The organism is Rufibacter psychrotolerans (assembly GCF_016924645.1).
Classification (GTDB): domain Bacteria; phylum Bacteroidota; class Bacteroidia; order Cytophagales; family Hymenobacteraceae; genus Nibribacter; species Nibribacter psychrotolerans.
Genome location: NZ_JAFFJV010000014.1, coordinates 59,026 through 79,075, shown reverse-complemented (window position 1 = coordinate 79,075; position 20,050 = coordinate 59,026). Strand labels below are relative to the sequence as shown.

Below are 20,050 nucleotides of genomic sequence, written 5' to 3'. Positions count from 1 at the left end.
CCTGCCATTGCCCAGCCTTTCGCCGGTTGGGCGGCAGAGAGGGGCCGCCGCATGCTTGAAATTATCCTAAGACAAGGCCAGGACAACCCAGAAAAGAGCCCCAATGGCAGGGGCCAGAACCGTTCTGCTTTGAAATTAGCCTATTTTTAAACAATTTGGCCCGATATTGGTAAAACATACCTTGCCCAAGCGCTCAAAGTGAACAATTGCCTGGTGGGGAGTGCCAGACACACTCTAACTCCAGGGGCGTAAGCCAGACAAAACTTACCGCCAAAAAAACCGGAGCCCAGGCGCAGAAATACAGTCCAGACAGCAACAGCAATGATTTATTATAAAAGCGACATTATTACCATCTCCTATGAAGAAGACCTGCAACTGGTAAGAACCAAGTGGCTGGGCTTTGCGGGCACGCAGGAGTACCGCGAGATTCTGGGGCTTTACCTGCAGCTAGCCAAAGAGCGTACCGTCACCCGCTGGATTGGCGATAACACCAATGCCCGCGCCATTCGGCCCGCTGATCAGGAATGGACCGCCAAAGAGTGGGCTCCCCGGTTTTCCCAGGAAAGCGACCTCAAGAAGATGGCCGTACTGGTAGCCACCGATATCTTCAACAAAATGGCCGTGGAAAACATGTTCCTCAAAGGCAGCGGCCTGATCAAGTTTGACACCCACTTCTTTGATAACGAAGCAGATGCCCTCGCCTGGGTCATGGAAGACTAACCGTTTTCAACCTTGTTTGGAGAAAGCAGCCCCAAAACGGCTGCTTTTGTTTTTTAGCGGCCAGTGCCAACCCTTTGCGGCCGAACTTAAATAGCGGTACTTTTGTCTTTCTGCTGTAAGAAATAGCTCATGATTGTATTACAAAATACCGTTCTGTCTGACGATCTCAAGGACAAGTTCTTTGTCTGTAACCTGGAGAAGTGCAAAGGCGCCTGCTGCGTAGAGGGTGACTTGGGTGCTCCTTTGGAGAAAGACGAACTGCCTGTCTTAGCCGAGGCCTACGAACACGTAAAACCCTATATGTCACAGGAAGGCATCAAAGCCGTGGCCGAGCAGGGGCTGTTTGTGGAAGACTTTGAAGGCGACTACAGTACCCCCACCATCGGGAACCGCGAGTGCGCCTACGCCATCTATGACGACAACCTCGCGCTCAAGTGCGCCATTGAACAAGCGTACCTGGACGGAAAGATCTCTTGGAAAAAACCCATTTCCTGTCATCTGTACCCCATCCGGATCACCAAGTACGATGGATTTGAAGCCCTGAACTACGACCGTTGGGAAATCTGTAACCCAGCCTGTTCCTTCGGGCAAGAGTTGGGTGTGCCGGTGTACAAGTTCCTGCGGGAGCCTTTAATCCGAAAATACGGCGAGGAATGGTTCAATGAACTGGATGAACTAGTGGCCAAAGAAGCGGTGGCTAAGTAAGATTGGTTGCTTTGAAATTTTAACTCCCGTTTTAAGCCTGTTTTCTCTGAATCAGGCTTAAAACTGGAGTTTTGTTTTATCGCTGCATATTGAGATCAGATAAGAGGTAACGGGCTCTTTTCAACCCCGCTTTCCGGGCAACGTCTGCCCACCGTTTGGCTTCCGGCAGGTTGCCCTGGATTTCATTGATGACGGCCAGATTATAAGCGGCTTTACCTGTAACAGCCGATGCCTTTCCTGAAGCAAGGGGCACCAGCAGTTCCGAGGCCTTTTCCCACTCAGACAGCCTGATCATTTCGGCGGCCTGCGCCAGTTCTTTCTGGTGGTAATATTCCTTAGCGATGGTGAGTTTGGTAGGGTAGAACCGTTGGGCATATTGCCTTCCCAAGCTCGCGGCATTCCGGTTAACCGCTTCCCCGGCGTTGGCCATGGCCGGACCTAAAGCAAAAAGTCCGCTGATCACTGCCCGGCTGCTATAAGGTTCACTCTGGGTCAGAAATGCTTCATCCAGTAACTTTCCTTCCTGATTGAACAATTTCCATTTAGCAGTTACTACCAAAGAATACTCGGCAGTTTTAGAGACATTCCCTTTTTCATCTTTATCCCGCGTGACCGTAGTCTGCTCCATATAGGCATCCAGGGTATCCAGCACCAGCAGGAGGGAGGTGTTGTATTCACGGCAGAGTTGCTGAACTTTCTGTTGATTGAGCAAACGCTCCTCGGTTGATTTCTTTAGGAAAAGGCTGCTATCGGCTAACACCACCTGGAAACCCGAGTCTAGTGAAAGTTCATGCTGAACTGCGTCCAGGGCTTGTCTTGCCCCATCTCGGTACACCTCAATTTTGCGGTCTTTTTTGTAAGGAAGCAAAGAAGCATCGTAGCGCTGCACCAGCAGCAGGGATAGTGTTGAATCCGGCAGTTGTACTACAGCGGGCTGTTCCCGGTCTAAATACAGAATGGAGGTGCAACCAGGAGCAGCAAGAACTACAAAGGCAAGAGAAAGCCAGAAGCAAAAGGTTTTCATGTAAACAGTTAATTCATGTAGGGTATCATGTAAACAGCGGAAGCGGGTTTTACCCCTATCAGTAAAATGAAAAAAGCAGCCTTTAAGGCTGCTTTTTCTGTAGTATTTGGTGCAAGTTTAAACTTGCGTGAAGTCGTAGCTGTCCAGGTAGCTGGTGGTGAAGTTTCCTGATTTGAAACCTTCATCGTCCATCATGGCCAGGTGGAACGGAATGGTGGTTTTCACGCCTTCAATCACGAACTCGCTCAAAGCACGTTTCATTTTCACGATGGCTTCCTCGCGGGTTTGGGCGCTCACAATCAGCTTCGCGATCATGGAGTCATAGTTGGCCGGGATGGTGTAACCCGCATACACGTGCGTGTCTACCCGTACTCCGTGGCCGCCCGGGATGTGAAGCACGTTGATTTTGCCTGGGCTCGGACGGAAACCGGCCTTAGGATCCTCCGCGTTGATACGGCACTCAATGGCGTGCATCTGCGGGTAGTAGTTTTTACCGGAAATTGGAACGCCAGCCGCTACTTTGATCTGCTCTTTGATCAGGTCATAGTTCACTACTTCCTCGGTGATGGGGTGCTCCACCTGAATACGGGTGTTCATCTCCATGAAGTAGAACTCTTTGTGCTTGTCTACCAGGAACTCAATGGTCCCCACGCCCTCGTAATTGATAGCGGCGGCACCGGCAATAGCTGCCTGGCCCATGCGCTCGCGCAGGTCTTGGTCAATGAACGGCGACGGCGTTTCCTCAATCAGTTTCTGGTGACGGCGCTGGATAGAGCAGTCGCGCTCAGAAAGGTGACATACTTTTCCGTACTGGTCGCCCACAATCTGAATCTCAATGTGGCGAGGCTCTTCCACGAACTTCTCCAGGTACATGCCGTCGTTCCCGAAAGCGGCTTTGGCTTCCTGGCGGGCATCGTTCCAGGCTTTGTCAAACTCCTCGGCAGATTTGATGATCCGCATCCCGCGTCCACCACCACCGGCCGTGGCTTTGATGATTACCGGATATTTGATCTTAGCCGCCAGTTTCTTGCCTTGCTCGGCAGAAGTCAACAGACCGTCAGAACCAGGAATAGTTGGCACGCCCGCTTTTTTCATGGTATCCTTGGCCGACGACTTATCGCCCATGGAGTTGATCATCTCTGGGGTAGCCCCAATGAACTTGATACCGTTTTCGGCACAGATTCTGGAAAATTCGGCATTTTCAGAAAGGAAGCCGTAGCCCGGGTGAATGGCATCGGCGTTGGTTATTTCCGCGGCGGCAATCAGGTTAGGGATGTTCAGGTAAGACTGGGCGCTTGGAGCGGGACCAATACACACCGCCTCATCTGCGAAGCGCACGTGCAGACTTTCCTTGTCGGCGGTAGAATACACTGCTACCGTCTTAATGCCCATTTCCTTACACGTCCGGATTATCCTTAGCGCAATCTCGCCACGGTTGGCAATTAGTATTTTTTTGAACATTGGTTAATGTGCTAATGTGTAAATGTGCTGATGTGCTAATGATTCACAAAAATAATGTGCTGATGAACCAATCAATGGCAGGAGGGAAGTAGAAGTTACTTACTTAAGTTCCCCGCCAAACCAAGAATTAGCACATCAGCACATTAAAGAATTAGCACATTAACTAGGATCTACCAAGAACAGGGGTTGGTCATACTCCACCGGGGAGGCATTTTCTACCAATACCTTCACAATGCGGCCCGATACCTCAGACTCAATCTCATTGAAGAGTTTCATGGCCTCAATGATGCAGATCACCTGGCCTTTTTTTACCTCGTCACCTACGTTCACAAACGCCGGCGACTCTGGGTTGGCCGAGCGGTACAGCGTCCCGATCATGGGGGCCTTGATGGTTACGTAACGGCTGGTGTCCTCGGCGGCTGGTTGAGCAGGAGTGGCCGGGGTAGCCGGGGCGGCTGGCAGCGGGGCCGGAGCAGCCGCTTGCGGAGCTGGGGCAGGGGCGGCCGCTGGGGCAGCGCCTGACACAAACTTCACTTTCTGGCTTGCCTCGCGCTCCACTGAGATCTTGAACTCCTCGGTCTCAATGTCAACTTTATTCAGGCCTGATTTCGCGATGAAATCAATCAGTTCTTGGATTTCCTTTGCTTTCATAGTTCTATTTTACTCGTTCGGCGTAGGTATAGGTACGCGTGTCTACCTTAATTTTTTCGTCCTGGCCAATGAAAAGGGGCACCGAGATGGTGGCGCCGGTTTCTACAATGGCGGGTTTAGAGGCGTTGGTGGCGGTGTCTCCCTTAATGCCTGGCTCTGTATACGTAACGGTGAGCTCTACATACGTAGGAAGCTCGGCGGTAAGCGGCGTTTCAGTCTCGGCGTGGAACAAGATGGTTACTTCCTGGCCTTCTTTCATGAGGTCAGCGAAGGGCACCATCTTCTCCTCCAGGGTCACCTGCTCAAACGTGCTCAGGTCCATGAAGTTGTAGCCGTAATCATCTTTGTAGATAAACTGATGCGGGCGCTGCTCCACGCGGGCAGTGGTCACTTTCACGCCGGCGGTGAAGGTGTTGTCTACCACTTTACCAGTCTTGATGTTTTTCAGTTTGGTGCGTACGAAGGCTGGACCTTTGCCTGGTTTCACGTGCTGAAACTCAGTGATGATCCATAAGTCGCCGTTAAATTCAATGCAAAGCCCGTTGCGGAAATCAGCGGTGGTTGCCATAGGTATGTTGAATAATAGGTGGTTCGTTTAGTGCTCACGAACGGGATTACACCCGTTCGGAAATAAAAAAATTCGGCCAAAGATAGCCGAATTTTTTGATCTATTTTAGAAAAGTACCTTAAAAACGAGCCCGGTTATTTGGGGTCATACGCCCACTTCAGGTAGATGGCGCCCCAGGTAAAACCACCGCCAAACGCGGCCAGAATGAGGTTATCGCCTTTTTTGAGTTGAGGCTCGTACTCCCACAGGCACAGCGGAATGGTGCCGCTGGTGGTGTTGCCGTATTTCTGGATGTTGAGCATCACCTTCTCGGGGCCCACGCCCATGCGGTTGGCCGTGGCGTCAATGATGCGCTTGTTGGCTTGGTGCGGAACCAGCCAGGCAATGTCATCGGCGGTGAGGTTGTTTTTCTCCATTACCTCGGCAGACACATCGGCCATGCCTTTCACCGCGAATTTAAAGACCTGCTGCCCTTCCTGGAAGGCGTAGTGCTCTCGGCGGGCCACAGTCTCAGCAGTGGCCGGTCTACGGCTACCGCCGGCTTTCATGTGCAGGAACTGCACCCCGGAACCGTCAGACTTCAGGATGCTGTCCTGGATGCCAAGGCCTTCGGTGTTCGGTTCCAGCATCACGGCGCCGCCGCCGTCTCCGAAGATAATGCAGGTGGCGCGGTCTGTGTAGTCTACAATGGCCGACATCTTGTCGGCGCCTACCACAATTACTTTTTTGTATTTGCCGGTTTCAATGAACTGGGCTCCGGTAGCCAGCGCAAACAGGAAACCGGAGCAGGCCGCCTGCAGGTCATAGCCAAACGCGTTCACGGCGCCTACCTCGGCGCAGATGATGTTGGCCGTGGCCGGGAACACCATGTCTGGGGTAGTGGTGGCGCAGATGAGCAGGTCAACTTCCTCTGGTTGGGTGTTGGTTTTTTGGAGCAGGTCCAGCACCGCGGGGATGGCGATGGCGGAGGTGCCCTGGTCTTCGCCCTTCAGGATGCGTCTTTCTTTGATGCCCGTGCGGCTAACAATCCACTCGTCGTTGGTTTCTACCATGGTCTCCAACTCTTGGTTGGTCAACACATACTCTGGGGCATATCCGCTCACACCGGTGATCGCGGCGGTAATTTTACTCATATTGTCTGAAGGGTTGTCTGGTGAAGGCGCGCGCTATCAGGCGCTGAAGTATTTTTTGAGTTTGTCGGCAATGTGCGTTTCTGCCATTTTGTGGGCCAGGTGCAACATATTGCAGATAGCGGTGGGGTTGGAGACCCCGTGACCGATGACCGCATTCCCATTTACCCCCAGTACGGGGCTTCCGCCTACCGCCTCATAGTTGAAGCGGTCAAAGAATGGGTCGGTGATGTTTTTCTCCCGGAGGATGTCATAGATAGACTCCGCCAGCTTTAGGATGACGTTACCGGTGAACCCGTCACACACAATGACATCGGCCTTGTCGTTGAACAAGTCGCGCCCTTCAATGTTCCCGATAAAGTGGATGGATTTGTTCTCTTTGAGCAGCTTGTGGGCCGGCTGGGTCACCATGGTGCCTTTGCCTTCCTCTTCGCCCAGGTTCATAAGGCCTACCCGGGGTTTCTTGATGTCCAGGATGTTCTCGGCGCAGATAGAGCCAATCTCGCCAAACTGCTCCAGGATTTCTGGCTTGCAGTCGGCAATGGCGCCCACGTCCAGAAGAACGCCGTGCCCCCCAGAAAGCTTAGGAATAAAGCTGGCCAGGGCCGGACGCAGAATGCCCTCTACCTGTTTCACGCTGAACACCGCGCCCACCAGCATGGCCCCGGTGTTGCCGGCGCTGCAGAAGGCGTCTACCTTTTTGGAGGCAAGCATGCCGTAGCCCACGGCAATGCTGGAGTCAGGTTTCTGGGTGAGGGCTTTGGTAGGGTGTTCACCCATCCCAATCACCTGGGATGCGTGAACAACCTTTACTCTGGAACCGGTGTAGCCGTGCTTTTGCAGGAGGGAATGGATGGTGTCTTCATCTCCGATCAGGAAAATCTCTACTTCATCCGTCATCTTCTCAGCCGCCAAAAGTGCGCCTTCTACAACTGCGTCGGGGGCGAAGTCGCCACCCATTGCATCCAGAGCTATTTTCATGTAAAGCGTATTTCGTAAATTATCCTACAAGTAACTAAAATAAAGCCTGACAAGGCAAGCTTTATTACGCAACAGAGGTATAATTTTTGATGGCCACTTTGCCTTTGTAGTACAGGTCACCGTCTACCACGTAGCTTCTGTGGTACTGGTGTACTTCACCGGTGTTAGGGCAGATTGAAATCGCTTTGGGCGTCAATTTGTCGTGCGTTCTTCTCTTATCTCTTCTGGTTTTGGAGATTTTTCGCTTTGGATGTGCCATCTCGGGTAATTATTACAAAATTGGTTTAGAAACTTATTTTAACTTTTTAAGGGCGGCGAAACGCGGGTCAACCGGGTTGTCGTTGTCATCGTCGCTATCGTCGTCCTCATCATTTTCGGCAGGGCCGGTGGAGTAGATCAGCAGGCCTTCGGCCTCCGGATCATCTTCCCGTTCCTGGTCTTCCGCTACAAACCGGGGGTGCAGCTTCTTCATGGGCACCGCCAGCCCAATGTAGTCATACAGGTGCTGTGCAATGTTGATATACTGCGTCTCTGGTACAATCTGCAGCACGTTCTCATCCAGCTCCAGGTCTTCCGGGCCGAAGCGCACGTGCAGCGTTTGGTCAACTTCCAGCGGATACTCAAATTCCTCCAGGCTACGGTCGCAGGTCAGGCGAACGGTACCGCTGATGTGGAAGTCAAACTGCAAAAGAAGCTCCGATTTGTGCAGCACCACCTCTGCCTTGAGATGGCCGCCATGAATCAACTGCTGGCTGAACAACTCAAAGAAGCGGTCGTCCAATTCAAACTCGTAGTCATGGCGTTTGTTGCCAAGCTTCACGAGGTTGATATCGTATTTTTTAATCTCCTTCACTTTGCCTCTTTTTTTGCAAGTCGCAAAATTAGCAAGAATATCTTAATAATAAAATACAATTGCCTTTTTTGCTGGGGTTAAACAATAAGGGTGATAAACTTTCCTTGGGGGAAACAGCCGCCTGGCAGGACTAGTTCATTACCAAGGAGATACGTTGGCAGCGGCGGGACGGCTGAAACTGGACAAACTTTTCACGGCTACCCGTTACCCGCAACCTTTAGGCCTTTAGTTAGTTTTTCAACGCCTGAGAAGTGGCTCCATGGCACAAAAAAGAGCCGTTTTGGGCTTTCTTTTGCTGAAACAGCCCCAAAACGGCTCCAAGGCTAGGGACCGGCATCACGCTCCGGCCCGGGCCCGCAGAATGTCAATGGCCGTGAACAGGGCTTCCCTGAACGAGGTCTCATCGGCTTTGTTCTGGCCGGCAATGTCATAGGCGGTGCCGTGGTCGGGGGAGGTGCGCACAACGGGCAGGCCCGCCGTAAAGTTGACGCCGGTCTCAAACGCGAGCGTTTTAAACGGGATCAGGCCCTGGTCATGGTACAGGGCCAGGGTGGCGTCAAACTTCTTATAGCTGCGGGTGCCAAAAAAGCCATCGGCGGGGAAGGGGCCAAACACCAGGTTGCCCTTGTTCCGGAGCTGTTCAATCACGGGCACCACCATCTCGGTTTCCTCAGTGCCCAAGAGGCCGTTCTCGCCGGCGTGCGGGTTCAGGCCCAGTACCGCAATCTTGGGTTTCTGGATGCCGAAGTCCCGGCGCAGGGAACTGTCCAGGATGGTAAGTTTCCGGATGAGCAGTTCCGGAGTCAGCGTGCCGGCCACCTCTTTCAGGGGCAGGTGCCCGGTGACGGTGGCTACCCGCAGACCCTCCGACACCAGGAACATGAGGCTTTCCGGGGCGTTGAAATGCGTGGTGAAAAACTCGGTATGGCCCGGAAACTGGAAGCCCTCGCCCTGGGTGTTGTCTTTGTCAATGGGAGCGGTGACCACCGCCTGGATGTGGCCGTCCTTCAGGTCCTGCGCCGCCTGCAGCAAGGCCGCCCGGGCCAGGGCCCCGGTAGCCGGGGTAGGAACACCCGGGGTAAACTCCACGTCTTCGGGCACGCAGGTGAGCACGTTCACCTTTTTGGGGTGCAGCTGGTCAAAGGCGGTGATGCTGTGGAAGTTGAACCCTTCCAGGTTCAGCAGCTTACGGTATTTGTTGATTGCCGCGGCTGAGCCGTACACCACCGGGGTACAGTAGTGCAGCACGCGGTTATCCAGGAAGGTTTTTAAGATTACCTCGGGCCCAATGCCGCTGATGTCTCCTATGGTAATCCCGATGCGGGGCTTGGTTCTTTGCTCCATTTATTGGTTAGGCGGTGGCTAGTGACGAAAGGAAATGGTACAGCAGGCGTACGCTGCTGCCGGTGGCGTGCTTGCCGCGGTACGAGTCTGGGCTCAGGAGGTAGGCCGTGCCGGCGATGTCCAGGTGAATCCAGGGGTAGTTGGTGAAGAACTCCAGGAACTTGCCCGCCGAGATGGCGCCGGCCTCGGCCCCGCCAATGTTCTTCAGGTCCGCGATGTCTGATTTCAGGTGCTCCTGGTACTCTTCCCAGAGCGGGAACTCCACCAAACGCTCGTGCGCCACTTCGCCGGCCAGTTTCAGGTCGGTTTTCACCAGGTCATCAGCGGTGCCCATCATCACAATGCCTTCGCGGCCAATGGCCCTGGCGGCGGCCCCGGTAAGGGTGGCAATGTCAATCACCAGGGCGGGGTTGTAGCGTTTGGCAAAGTGCAGGGCATCGGCCAGGATGAGGCGGCCTTCGGCATCGGTGTTCAAGACTTCCACGGTGTGGCCGCTGTGCATGGTGATCACGTCGCCGGGGGCAAAGCCCTTGCCGCTGATCAGGTTATCGGTGGCCGGAATCAGGCCGATGACGTGCAGCGGGGCGTTGTTTTTGGCCAGGGCGTACAGGGTGCCGGCCACGGCTGCGGCCCCAGACATGTCTGACTTCATGTAGTCCATGGAGTTGGGGGTAGGCTTCAGGCTCAGGCCGCCGGTGTCATACACCACGCCCTTGCCTACCAGCACCACCGGTTGGGTGTTGGCCGCGTTGGCGGGCTTCCACTCCAATATGCTAAAGGTAGCCGACTCATCAGACGCCTGGTTCACGCTGAGCAGACCGCCCATTTTCAGGCTTTGGATCTGCACCTGGTCCAGCACCTCTACCTGCACCCCGGCCGCTTCCACCATCTGGCGGATCTGCTCACTTAGGAGGGTGGCCGTCTGCATGTTGGGCGGCGTGTTGATCAGGTCACGGGTCTGGTACACAGCGTCCAGCAGGTGAGAGAGTTCCAGCACCTGGGTCTGGGACACGCCCACGCCCGTGATGGTCACGGTCTGCAGGCAGGGCGGTGTGGCTTTCTCGGTTTTGTACCGCTGGAACGAGTAGTTACTGAGCACCAGTCCCTCTGCCACGTACAGGGCGGCTTCGCTGTCGGCGCCGTCTAGCAGCACCACGTGCTCTACCTTGTCGGCGAGCAGGCGATGGTGCAGGGTGTGGCCGGCCTTGCGCAGGGCCTCGTGGGTTTGCGTCTGGGTTTTCTTAGGCTCGGTAAGTACCAGGTACAGCTGGTGGGTGAGTTTATTGAGGGCCACCAGGTTACTTTTCAGCTCCAGCTGGCGGTTGATGTAGTCTAGTTCATCTTGGGAGAAAAGCTCCACGGGAAGTTGGTCGCGGCCCGGCACCAGCACGGCGGTGCTGGTATTTGCCGGTAATGTTGCGGCGTAGGTCAGTTCTGTGCGCATAAGATGTGTATCTTTGAGCTGCAATATAGCCTTAACAAACGGAAACCGAAAACCAGTGAAGCCCGTCCAGCCCAAGAAACACCTAGGTCAGCACTTCCTCACCGACCTCAACATCGCCCAGAAGATTGTAGAGGCCCTGCGCCTGCCCAACGGCGTGCAGGAGGTGCTGGAAGTGGGCCCCGGCATGGGCGTTTTAACGCAGTTTCTGGTAAATCACCCCGAATACAGGACCACCATTGTGGACATTGACCGGGAGTCCATTGCCTGGCTCAACGAGCATTTCCCGCAGCTGGAGGGCCGCGTGCTTTTCGCCGATTTCCTGAAAACCGACCTGAAAACGCTGTTCAAAGGGCCGTTCTCCATCATTGGCAATTTCCCTTACAACATCTCCAGCCAGATCTTCTTCAAGATCCTGGAGCACCGCGACCAGGTGCCCGAAAGCGTGGGCATGATCCAGAAGGAAGTGGCCGAGCGCATTGCCGCGCCGCACGGGTCCAAGACCTACGGCATCATGAGCGTGCTGCTACAGGCCTTTTATACTATTGAATACCTGTTCACCGTGCATGAGCATGTGTTTAATCCGCCGCCCAAGGTGAAGAGCGCGGTAGTACGGTTAACCCGCAACGAGGTGGCCCAGCTACCCTGCGATGAGAAGCTGTTTTTCCGCGTAGTGAAAACCAGTTTCGGCACCCGCCGCAAAACCCTGCGTAACTGCCTCAAGCCGTTCAACCTTCCGCCCGAGGTTACGCAGCAGCCGGTTTTTGACAAACGGGCCGAGCAGCTCTCCGTAGAAGATTTTATCAACCTGACCCTTCTGATTCAGCAGCATGCAATCTGAGATCACCCGTGAGTTCATTGACCAGATAGAAGACGCCATAGAGCGGCGCGACGCGGCGTTCATTCTCTCCAACATGGAGGAAATGTACGCCGTGGACATCACCACGGTGCTCTACGAGCTCAACACCGAGCAGAGCAAGTACGTGATGGACATCTTGCCCACCACCGTGGGCGCCGAGATCCTGAGCGACCTGGACACCGATGTGCGCACCAATTTCCTCAAGAACTTCACCGTGGAGGAGATTGCCCGCTACATTGCCGAGATGGACTCTGATGACGCCGTGGACGTGCTCAATGAACAGACGGTGCAGCGCAAGGAGGAGATCATTGCCCAGCTGGAGGACCGCGAGCACGTGGCCTACATCACCGACCTCTTGCACTATGACGAGGACTGCGCCGGCGGGCTCATGGCCAAGGAGCTCATCAAGGTAAACATCAACTGGCGGGTGGGGCAGTGCATTGACGAGATCAGGCGGCAGGCCGAGGCCGTGGAGAAAGTCTACGCCATTTACGTGGTAGATGACCGCGACAAACTGGTAGGCCGCCTGAGCATGAAAACGCTCATCCTGTGCGGTGACGACACGCCCATCTCTAAGGTATACGACCCCGACGTGATTTCCATTGAGTCGTTCAAAGAAGATAAAGAAGTGGCCGCGGTCATGCAGAAATATGACCTGGAGGCCATTCCGGTGGTCAACATTCAGGGCCGTTTGCTGGGCCGCATCACCATTGACGACGTGCTGGACGTGATTCAGGAGCAGGCCGAGTTGAGCCGCCAGCTGATGACCGGTATCACCGAGAGCATTGAGGAAGACGACAGCGTGATCAGGCTTTCGCGCGCGCGGCTGCCCTGGCTCATGGTGGGCATGGTGGGCGGTCTGCTGGGTGCCCGCTTCATTGGCCTGTTTGAGGGCGATATTTCCGTGATTCCGGCCCTGGCCATGTTCACCCCGCTCATTACCGCCACCGGCGGAAACGTGGGCATCCAATCCTCGTCCATCATCATCCAGACCCTGGCCAACAAAACCGTGCTGTTTGATAATTTCACTTCCCGCATTGTAAAGGTGCTGCTGGTGGCGGTGATCAATGGCCTGGTGATGTCTGGGTTGGTGATGGGGTTCAATGTGCTGTTCGGGGTGGAAGTGACGCTTTCCCTGGTGGTGGCGGTGGCCCTGTTCAGCGTGGTGCTGCTGGCCTCGTTCATGGGCACCGTTACCCCCATGATTTTAGATAAATACGGCGTAAACCCCGCCGTGGCCGCCGGGCCGTTCATCACCACCGCCAATGACCTGCTGGGCCTGGCCGTGTATTTCCTGGTGGCGCACCTGTTACTACAACTCTGATATGCCTTTACCCGACTCTCCCTTCCGGTGCCTGGTCATTGACCTGATGCACGAAAGCCTGCTGCCCTGGCTCCAAGCCCTGGGCGTGGAGGTAACCTACGTACCCGACGTTAAGAAAGAAGAAGTGCCAGCCTTGCTGCCAGACTACCACATGCTGGTGGTGCGCAGCAAAATGCGGATTACCGACGAACTGCTGGAACACGCCCCCAACCTGAAAGTAGTGGCCCGCGCCGGTGCCGGCGTAGACAACATTGACGACGGCGTACTGGAAGCCCGCCATATTACCCTGCTCAACGCCCCCGAAGGAAACCGCGATGCCGTGGGTGACCATACCCTGGGCTTGCTGCTAACCCTTTTCCGCAAAATCACCCAAGGCGACCGCCAGATCAGGGAAGGGCAGTGGCTGCGCGAGGCAAACCGGGGCGAGGAAATAGGAGGCAAGACCATCGGGCTTATTGGCTACGGGCACATGGGCAAGGCCTTCGCGAAACGCCTGCAGGGTTTTGACTGTGAGGTGCTAGCCTATGATATAAAGAGCGTGGAGAACCCCTACGCGCACGTGCGCCTGACCTCTTTGGCCGAGATTCAGGAGCGGGCCCAGGTGCTGAGCCTGCATTTTCCCTACACCAAAGAGAACCACCATTTCATCAACGGGCAGGTGCTCTCGGGTTTCCAGCAGCCCCTCTGGCTCCTCAACACCGCCCGCGGCGAAGTGCTGGAACATGCCGCCCTGGTAGAGGCCATGCAAGCCGGTAAGGTAAAAGGCGCGGCCCTGGACGTGCTGGAGAACGAGAAGCTGCAAACCCTTTCCCCTGAGCAGCAAGCTAGGCTCACCTACCTGAAAGAGCACCCCCGGGTGATTCTGACCCCTCACATCGCCGGCTGGACGCAGGAGTCTTACGTGCGCATCAACCAGGTGCTGGTGGAGAAACTGAAAGCGTATTTTGAAAGCCAGAAGTAAACCACGTTTTGGCCCCGTTTTCCTGAGAATGGCCCCAAATCGTAGCGGCGTTACCCTGTAACGCCGTGGTCCTCCGCCGATACCCATGTCCGGGTCTACAACCAGTCTGTTTTAAGAGAGGGTTCTCGGTTTATGAAGGTCTGCGGGGCTTGGGGCGGTCTTGTTCCATAGCACCACGGCGTTACAGGGTAACGCCGCTACGGGGTGGAATCATTTTCCGGCTGTTTTCCTCAAAATTGCCTTAGAACAGAAAGGCCTCCCTTGCGGCAAGGGAGGCCTTTCTGTTCTATTTCTGCGGATTGAACTGAAGGGTGGAGTACCCGATGACCAGGTCGGCGCGGGTGCCGGGGGGGCGGTAGTACACCAGCACGTCGTACACGTTCTCGGTGGCGAAGTGGCTGCCTTCAAAGTAGCGGGCGTCGGCTTGGCCGTTGGCGCCTTTCACCGCGAAATAGTAATTGTAGTAGCCTTGCTTGAGCAGGGCCGAGCCGGTGTACCGTTGCTGGTCGGCGTCATAGGTGAGCTTTAACGGCTCCTGCAGCTGCCAGTCAGACAAGCCCCCGAAGACGTAGACCGGGCCAGGCGCCGGCTCCGGAGCCTGCAATTGGAAGAAAACCTGCTGGTAGTCGGCGTTGAGGGGGGCGTTGCCGTACTCGCGGCTCCCGAAGAGGAACTTTCCGTTGGCATCGGGCTGGGTGCTGTAGGCCTGCTGCGCGCGGCTCCGGCCGGGGAGGGCGTACACCCGGTCAGGGCTGGTGGTGACATCGCGGCGCTCCACGCCAATGCCGCTGAACCGCTCGCTGCGGGTGTCCAGGGCCCGGAACTCATTCAGCCCCAGGAACGACTGCTCCACGTCAAACAGTTGGTACTCCAGGCGGCGCTGGGCCTCCTGCACAAAGGTAGGGCGGGTAAACAGCTTGGCGTTGTCCCAGCGGTGGTTCTGGCGCATGACTACCTTAATCTCCTGGGCCGGGTTCACCAGCGGGTACTGCGGGTAGAAGATGTTAAAGTCTATCTGCTGCCGCACGTAGCGGTCGCCGGCGCCGGGGGTGGCCACCGGCCTGAGCCCCACCGATACGCGCTCCTCAAACACCACAAAACGGCGGCTCAGCAACAGGTTACCGCCTTCCTCGGCCACTTCCAGTAAGTAATTTCCGCTGAGTTTCACGCGCGGTAGCTGGAAACGGTAGTGCCAGTAGGGAACCTTGGTCCCCGCCGAGGGCTCCACTTCCATGATGAAGAACTCGTTGTAGTCCTGCACAAACTGCATGGCCTGCAGCTGCGAGGGCTGCCAGTTCACGTCACAATGGTGGAGCTTGACCACCGCACGGGCCCGGGGAGCCGACATACGGTCGAACTCCAGGAGGAGTGGGCTGGACTGGTCAATGGACACCAGGGGCGGCGCCAAGACATCGGCCACGTTTAAGTTGCGGGTGTAGAGCTGCACCGAGCGCACGTCTGCGGTGTACACCGCGTCTTCGTACCGCAAGGAAACGCCCGAACCCGTTGCCCCCGCGCCAGCGCCGGTACCCTCCACGGGAACGCAGCCGGTAAGGGTGGCAGCGGCCAGGGCCACGCCCAGCAGGGCTTTTCTCCAGTTTATCTTTTGTGTCATGTAGGTCAAATAAGGTGTAGGTTCTCTTGTAAGTGAGGCAAGTTGCTGCTTGTACCGGCCCGCAGTTGGAAAGACCGGTGGGCGAGGTAACAAGCCGATGCTTGCGCCTGATTTTTGCGTTTAGGGCTCCATTTACGAAAAACAGCCCCCAAACGCAAAACCTCACAAGCCTTTAAGACCTGTGAGGTTTCTGGGTACGCTATTTCAACTGGTTTTCCAGTTCGTCTACCTGTTCCATGAGCTGTTCCCAGGCGGCTTGCTCTTTGTCCAGCTGGGCTTTGATCTTGTTGAACTGCTGGGTAGCCTCTTCCAGGGCGCCGGGGTCGGCGTAGGTAGCGGGCAGGGCCAGTTTGTTCTCGCAGCTCTTCAGCTTGCTTTCCAGCTCGTTTACCAGGCCTTCTACCTGCTTCAGTTTCTGGTTGGCGCGTTTCAGTTCCTGCTCCAGTTCCTGCTGCTGGTTGGCGGTAGGCTTGGGTTTGGGCTGCGCCTTGGCCGGGGTAACCGCCGCCACGGGGTTCCGCTTGGCGTCTTTTTCGCGCTGTTCCATCCAGTACTCGTACTCGTGGTAGGTGCCGGGGTATTCCTTGAGCTCGTGGTTTTCAATGTACCAGATCTTGTTGGCCACGCTCTCCACAAAGTAGCGGTCGTGGGAGATGACCACGAAGGTTCCCTCAAACTGCTGCAGGGCCTGGATGAGGATGTTCACAGATTGCATGTCCAGGTGGTTGGTGGGCTCATCCAGCAGCAGGAAGTTGGCCTCTGAGATCAGGGTCTTGGCCAGGGCCACGCGGCTTTTCTCGCCCCCGGAGAGCACTTTGATTTTCTTGAACACCGTGTCGCCGGTGAACAGGAACGAGCCCAGCACGCCGCGCAACTCCATCTCGGTGCGCTTGCTGCCCGCCTGCACCATCTCCTGCAGGATCTCGTTCTCTACGTTGAGGCTCTCCAACTGGTGCTGCGCGTAGAAGGCCATGATCACGTTGTGGCCCAACTGGCGGTTGCCCTGGATGGACTCATCCCCGGCGATGATGCGCATGAGCGTAGATTTACCCTTGCCGTTGGCCCCAATGAGGGCGATCTTGTCGCCGCGCTCAATGTTCACGTGGGTGTTTCTGAAGATGAGTTTCTCGCCGTAGCTTTTGCTCATGTTCTCCAGGCGCAGGATATGGCGGCCCGGCTGCACCGTGAACTGGAACTTGAAGTTGACCACGGGCGCATCGGCGGCCACGTCTTCAATGCGGTCCATTTTCTCCAGCATTTTCATGCGGCTCTGGGCCTGCTTGGCTTTGGTGGCCTTGGCCTTGAAACGGGCAATAAACTGCTCGGCCTGCTTGATCTGCTGCTGCTGGTTCTCGTAGGCCCCTTTCTGAATCTCGTTGCGCAGTTCTTTTTCCTCCAGGTAGAAGCTGTAGTTGCCGGCGTACACGTTCAGCTTAGCGCCCGATACTTCCACGGTGGTGTTGGTGGTTTTGTCCAGGAACTCGCGGTCGTGGGAGACAATCACGATGGCCCCTTCATAGGCACTCAGGTACTGCTCCAGCCATTTAATGGAAGGTAAGTCCAGGTGGTTGGTAGGCTCATCCAGGAGCAGGAGCGAAGGCTTCTGCAACAGGATCTTGGCCAGCATCACGCGCATGCGCCAGCCCCCCGAGAAGGTGCGCAGGGGCTGCTGCAACTCCTCGGTGGTAAAACCAAGCCCCTCCAGGATTTCCTCGGCCTTCACCTGGATGTTATACCCGTCCAGGGCCTCAAACTGCTCCTGCAGCCGGGCCAGCTGGTCAATGTGCTCGTCCTGGTAATCGGTTTCCATTTGGTGCAGCACCTGGTCAATCTTGTGCTGCAGCTGAATGGCCTCTTCAAACGCCTGCATGGCCACTTTCAGGATGCTCTCGTGGGTGTCGTATGACAGCAAGTCCTGGTTGAGGAAGCCCAGCGTGGTTTCGCGGCTCATCTGGATGCTGCCCGCGTCTGGCTTGTACTCGCCCACCAGCAGGCGCAGCAGGGTAGATTTGCCCGTGCCGTTGAGCCCCACCAACCCAATCTTGTCCTTGGGCTTGATGTGCAGGTTGGCGTCTTCGTACAGGGTGCGGCTCCCGAAGTGGAAGTTGAGGTTATTTATGGAGATCATGGTTGCTTCTTCTCAAACCGCAAAGGTACGCAATTCTAAAGAAACCTGAGAGGCAGCGTTTTTGCCAGGGTTCCGGCGAAAGAGGCCAAAAGCAACTTAGCGCCTAATCAGACAAAGGGCACCTATGGTTGCCCCCGGCCTCGGCCGTGTCACCCAACCACATCTTCGTTTTTAACGGGGCCGTGCCGTTTTTGGCCCAATTTTGGAAAACAGGCCAAAAAGCGTCAACTTACCCGCTATGGTGGCAATAGTTTCTCTACTGGATGCAGAGCATTCTGACAAATTGAACGGGCTAATCTACAGCCTGGAACAGGAGTTTGGGATAAAGGGCGTGCAGATGACCCCCTTCCCGCACATTACCTGGCTAACCGTGAACGACGGAAGTTTGCAGCACCTGCAGGAAACGCTGGGCCACGCGGCGGGTATCTGCTGCCGGTTCAGGATCTTTACCACGGGCCTGGGCATTTTCCCTGGGGAGAAGCCGGTGCTCTACATCCCGGTGCTGCGCACTCCCGCCGTGAACCACTTCCACCACCAGCTCTACAAGGCGGTAAGCCTCATCTGCCAGGAGATTGGGACCTACTACCACCCCAATACCTGGGTGCCCCACCTTTCGCTGGCCCTGGGCGACACCACGCCCGAACTGGTCTCACAGGCCATCCTGTACCTGAACCGCGAATCCTATTCCTGGCAGATTGAGCTGGACAACATCACGCTCTTGACCCGGCACGGAGACCTATTCCTGAAAGACGGTGTCTTCAAGCTGGTGGAAGTTGCCAGGAAAGGCACCATCAAACTCTCCTAAATTCCTGAAGGTCTCCTAACCGAGGCAGGCTCTAGGCTTCCCAGCTCTTTTCCAGTTCCGTGACTTTCTGCCGCAGGATGGTGAGCGCCAGGTCAATGGTGGGCCGGTGGGTCCTGAACGACAGGATGGCCATGCGGAGCATGAACGCCCCGTCCAGCAGGGTAGAGGACAGGAAAACCCGGCCATCGGCCTGCACCTCCTTGATCAGCCTTTGGTTAAAGGCATTCGCGTCAATCTCACCCGAGGCCGGCGCGTAGCGGAAGATGACCACCGACAAGGCCGGCGCTACCGGTACCTCAAAGCCGGGCATCTGCTGCAACTGTCCGTAGGCGTACTGCGCCAATTCCAGCTTCTCTTCCAGCGCCTCCCTAAAAGCGGCCACGCCGTGCAGTTTCAACGGCAGCCATAGCCGCAGGCCCCTGAAGTGCTTGCTCAGCTCGGGCGAAAGGTCCGCGGGCGAGGCCTCCTCAATAGCCGACAGGGCATCCTGCATGTAATTGGCCAGATAGTGGTGGGTCTCAGCGGTCTGCTGCCGGTCCTTGATCAGCACCGCCCCGGAGCCATACGGAATGAACAGCCCCTTGTGCGGGTCCATCACCACCGAGTCGGCGAGTTCAATGCCTTGTAGTTTGGGTTTGCCCGAGGGGGCCAGCGCGAAGAAGCCGCCGTAGGCTGCGTCTACGTGGTACCACAGCCCGTGCGTTTGGGCTACGCGGCCAATGGCGGTCAGCGGGTCCACGGCGCCTACATCGGTGGTGCCGGCCGAGGCGATGACCAGCCAGGGCTTCAGTCCGGCGGCTTGGTCCTGGAGAATGGCCTGGTCCAAGGCCTCGGGTTGCATGCGGTACTGGGCATCCATGGCGATGTGGCGCACCGGGCATTCGCCCAGGCCGGCTATGCGCAGGGCTTTGTCCAGGCAGTGGTGCGCGTGGGCGGTGGTATAGACCACGGCATCCGGAATCTGGCGGGAAGTAATCTTCTGGGCATCACGGGCGGTGGCCAGGGCAATAAGGCTGGCAATGCTGCCGCCCGAGGTCAGGTTTCCGGCCGCATTTTCCGGAAAACCGATTAAACCAGCCATCCAGCGCAGCAGTTGGTTCTCCATGCGTACCGCGCCCGGGGCCGAGAAGAAGATGCCCGCGTACTTGTTGGTCACCGCCGCCAGGTAATCGCCCAGGGCGGAGTAGTAGAGCCCGCCGCCCGGAATATAGCCCAAGTGCCCGCCCGACGCAGAGTTGATACCTGGGGTGTCCACTTCCTGTTTGAGCAGGGCCAAAGCCTCATCTACCGCCATGGGGTGCTCCGCGATGGGGCTTTCCAGCAGGCCGGCCCCTTTGGCGGGCGAGTCCACAAAGGCAGGCAGGGAAGGGAGTTGGGTGAGAAACGTCTGTATATAGGTGTCAATGGCCTGCTGTACCGCCGCACGCGCTTGTTGGGTGGGCTCCAAAGGATAAGAAGGTTGCTTCATCTGGCTGAGGGT

Annotated in this window: 19 protein-coding genes; 6 read left to right on the top strand and 13 right to left on the bottom strand. The window is 56.2% G+C overall.

The genetic code is table 11. From position 1 onward, the window contains the following. Window positions 1-321 precede the first annotated feature (321 nt). Together JT718_RS13965 and JT718_RS13960 are read left to right on the top strand one after the other, a co-directional pair. Entirely contained in the window at window positions 322-720 is a 399-nt protein-coding gene (locus tag JT718_RS13965) for a hypothetical protein (protein WP_205503327.1), read from the top strand. Between the two features lie 129 nt (window positions 721-849). Then, the gene (locus JT718_RS13960; RefSeq protein ID WP_205503326.1) at window positions 850-1,425 is read left to right on the top strand and encodes a DUF3109 family protein; all 576 of its coding nucleotides are present in this window, start codon (window positions 850-852) and stop codon (window positions 1,423-1,425) included. Window positions 1,426-1,501: 76 nt separating this feature from the next. On the opposite strand, the gene JT718_RS13955 is transcribed toward JT718_RS13960, so the two are convergent. The 10 genes from JT718_RS13955 to JT718_RS13910 form a co-directional block, all read right to left on the bottom strand. After that, window positions 1,502-2,449, bottom strand: coding sequence for a DUF6340 family protein (locus tag JT718_RS13955; protein WP_205503325.1), 948 nt, complete (start codon window positions 2,447-2,449; stop codon window positions 1,502-1,504). A 117-nt stretch (window positions 2,450-2,566) separates the two neighbouring features. Continuing rightward, window positions 2,567-3,910, bottom strand: coding sequence for an acetyl-CoA carboxylase biotin carboxylase subunit (gene accC, locus JT718_RS13950; protein WP_205503324.1), 1,344 nt, complete (start codon window positions 3,908-3,910; stop codon window positions 2,567-2,569). Window positions 3,911-4,069: 159 nt separating this feature from the next. Further along, entirely contained in the window at window positions 4,070-4,561 is a 492-nt protein-coding gene (gene accB / locus JT718_RS13945) for an acetyl-CoA carboxylase biotin carboxyl carrier protein (RefSeq protein WP_205503323.1), read from the bottom strand. 4 nt (window positions 4,562-4,565) lie between these two features. After that, the gene (gene efp / locus JT718_RS13940) at window positions 4,566-5,129 is read right to left on the bottom strand and encodes an elongation factor P (protein WP_205503322.1); all 564 of its coding nucleotides are present in this window, start codon (window positions 5,127-5,129) and stop codon (window positions 4,566-4,568) included. A 134-nt stretch (window positions 5,130-5,263) separates the two neighbouring features. Next, window positions 5,264-6,262: a beta-ketoacyl-ACP synthase III gene (locus JT718_RS13935; protein WP_205503321.1), complete on the bottom strand. Its 999-nt coding sequence runs from the start codon at window positions 6,260-6,262 to the stop codon at window positions 5,264-5,266. A gap of 36 nt (window positions 6,263-6,298) precedes the next feature. Beyond that, complete coding sequence (gene plsX, locus JT718_RS13930; protein WP_205503320.1) at window positions 6,299-7,240, bottom strand: phosphate acyltransferase PlsX; 942 nt, start codon at window positions 7,238-7,240, stop codon at window positions 6,299-6,301. Between the two features lie 64 nt (window positions 7,241-7,304). Continuing rightward, the gene (gene rpmF / locus JT718_RS13925; protein WP_066831452.1) at window positions 7,305-7,499 is read right to left on the bottom strand and encodes a 50S ribosomal protein L32; all 195 of its coding nucleotides are present in this window, start codon (window positions 7,497-7,499) and stop codon (window positions 7,305-7,307) included. Between the two features lie 33 nt (window positions 7,500-7,532). Beyond that, on the bottom strand, window positions 7,533-8,093 hold the full coding sequence (locus tag JT718_RS13920; protein WP_205503319.1) for a YceD family protein: 561 nt from the start codon (window positions 8,091-8,093) through the stop codon (window positions 7,533-7,535). A gap of 336 nt (window positions 8,094-8,429) precedes the next feature. Then, entirely contained in the window at window positions 8,430-9,437 is a 1,008-nt protein-coding gene (gene pdxA, locus JT718_RS13915; RefSeq protein ID WP_205503318.1) for a 4-hydroxythreonine-4-phosphate dehydrogenase PdxA, read from the bottom strand. Between the two features lie 7 nt (window positions 9,438-9,444). After that, window positions 9,445-10,881, bottom strand: a complete 1,437-nt coding sequence (locus JT718_RS13910; RefSeq protein ID WP_205503317.1) for a leucyl aminopeptidase family protein — start codon at window positions 10,879-10,881, stop codon at window positions 9,445-9,447. Between the two features lie 55 nt (window positions 10,882-10,936). Here JT718_RS13910 and rsmA point away from each other — a divergent pair, with 55 nt between their 5' ends. From rsmA to JT718_RS13895, 3 genes are read left to right on the top strand one after another with little or no spacing between them, the layout of a single operon-like run. Beyond that, entirely contained in the window at window positions 10,937-11,719 is a 783-nt protein-coding gene (gene rsmA, locus JT718_RS13905) for a 16S rRNA (adenine(1518)-N(6)/adenine(1519)-N(6))-dimethyltransferase RsmA (RefSeq protein ID WP_205503316.1), read from the top strand. After that, window positions 11,709-13,061: a magnesium transporter gene (gene mgtE / locus JT718_RS13900; protein WP_205503315.1), complete on the top strand. Its 1,353-nt coding sequence runs from the start codon at window positions 11,709-11,711 to the stop codon at window positions 13,059-13,061. Before rsmA ends, mgtE begins: the two co-directional genes overlap by 11 nt. Window position 13,062: 1 nt before the next feature. Next, window positions 13,063-14,022 carry an NAD(P)-dependent oxidoreductase gene (locus JT718_RS13895; protein WP_205503314.1) on the top strand — a complete coding sequence of 320 codons (960 nt, stop codon included), beginning with the start codon at window positions 13,063-13,065 and terminating at the stop codon, window positions 14,020-14,022. 286 nt (window positions 14,023-14,308) lie between these two features. Here JT718_RS13895 and JT718_RS13890 read toward each other — a convergent pair whose 3' ends face one another. Then, on the bottom strand, window positions 14,309-15,637 hold the full coding sequence (locus JT718_RS13890; protein WP_205503313.1) for a type IX secretion system plug protein: 1,329 nt from the start codon (window positions 15,635-15,637) through the stop codon (window positions 14,309-14,311). Window positions 15,638-15,836: 199 nt separating this feature from the next. After that, complete coding sequence (abc-f, locus tag JT718_RS13885) at window positions 15,837-17,765, bottom strand: ribosomal protection-like ABC-F family protein (RefSeq protein WP_205503312.1); 1,929 nt, start codon at window positions 17,763-17,765, stop codon at window positions 15,837-15,839. A 238-nt stretch (window positions 17,766-18,003) separates the two neighbouring features. Between abc-f and JT718_RS13880 the strand changes: the two genes are divergently transcribed. Further along, on the top strand, window positions 18,004-18,570 hold the full coding sequence (locus JT718_RS13880; RefSeq protein WP_205503311.1) for a 2'-5' RNA ligase family protein: 567 nt from the start codon (window positions 18,004-18,006) through the stop codon (window positions 18,568-18,570). Window positions 18,571-18,601: 31 nt separating this feature from the next. Here the strand turns inward: JT718_RS13880 and JT718_RS13875 are convergent, their stop codons facing one another. Beyond that, a complete protein-coding gene (locus JT718_RS13875; protein WP_205503310.1) occupies window positions 18,602-20,038 on the bottom strand; it encodes a pyridoxal phosphate-dependent decarboxylase family protein in 1,437 nt (478 codons plus the stop codon). Between the last annotated feature and the right edge of the window lie 12 nt (window positions 20,039-20,050).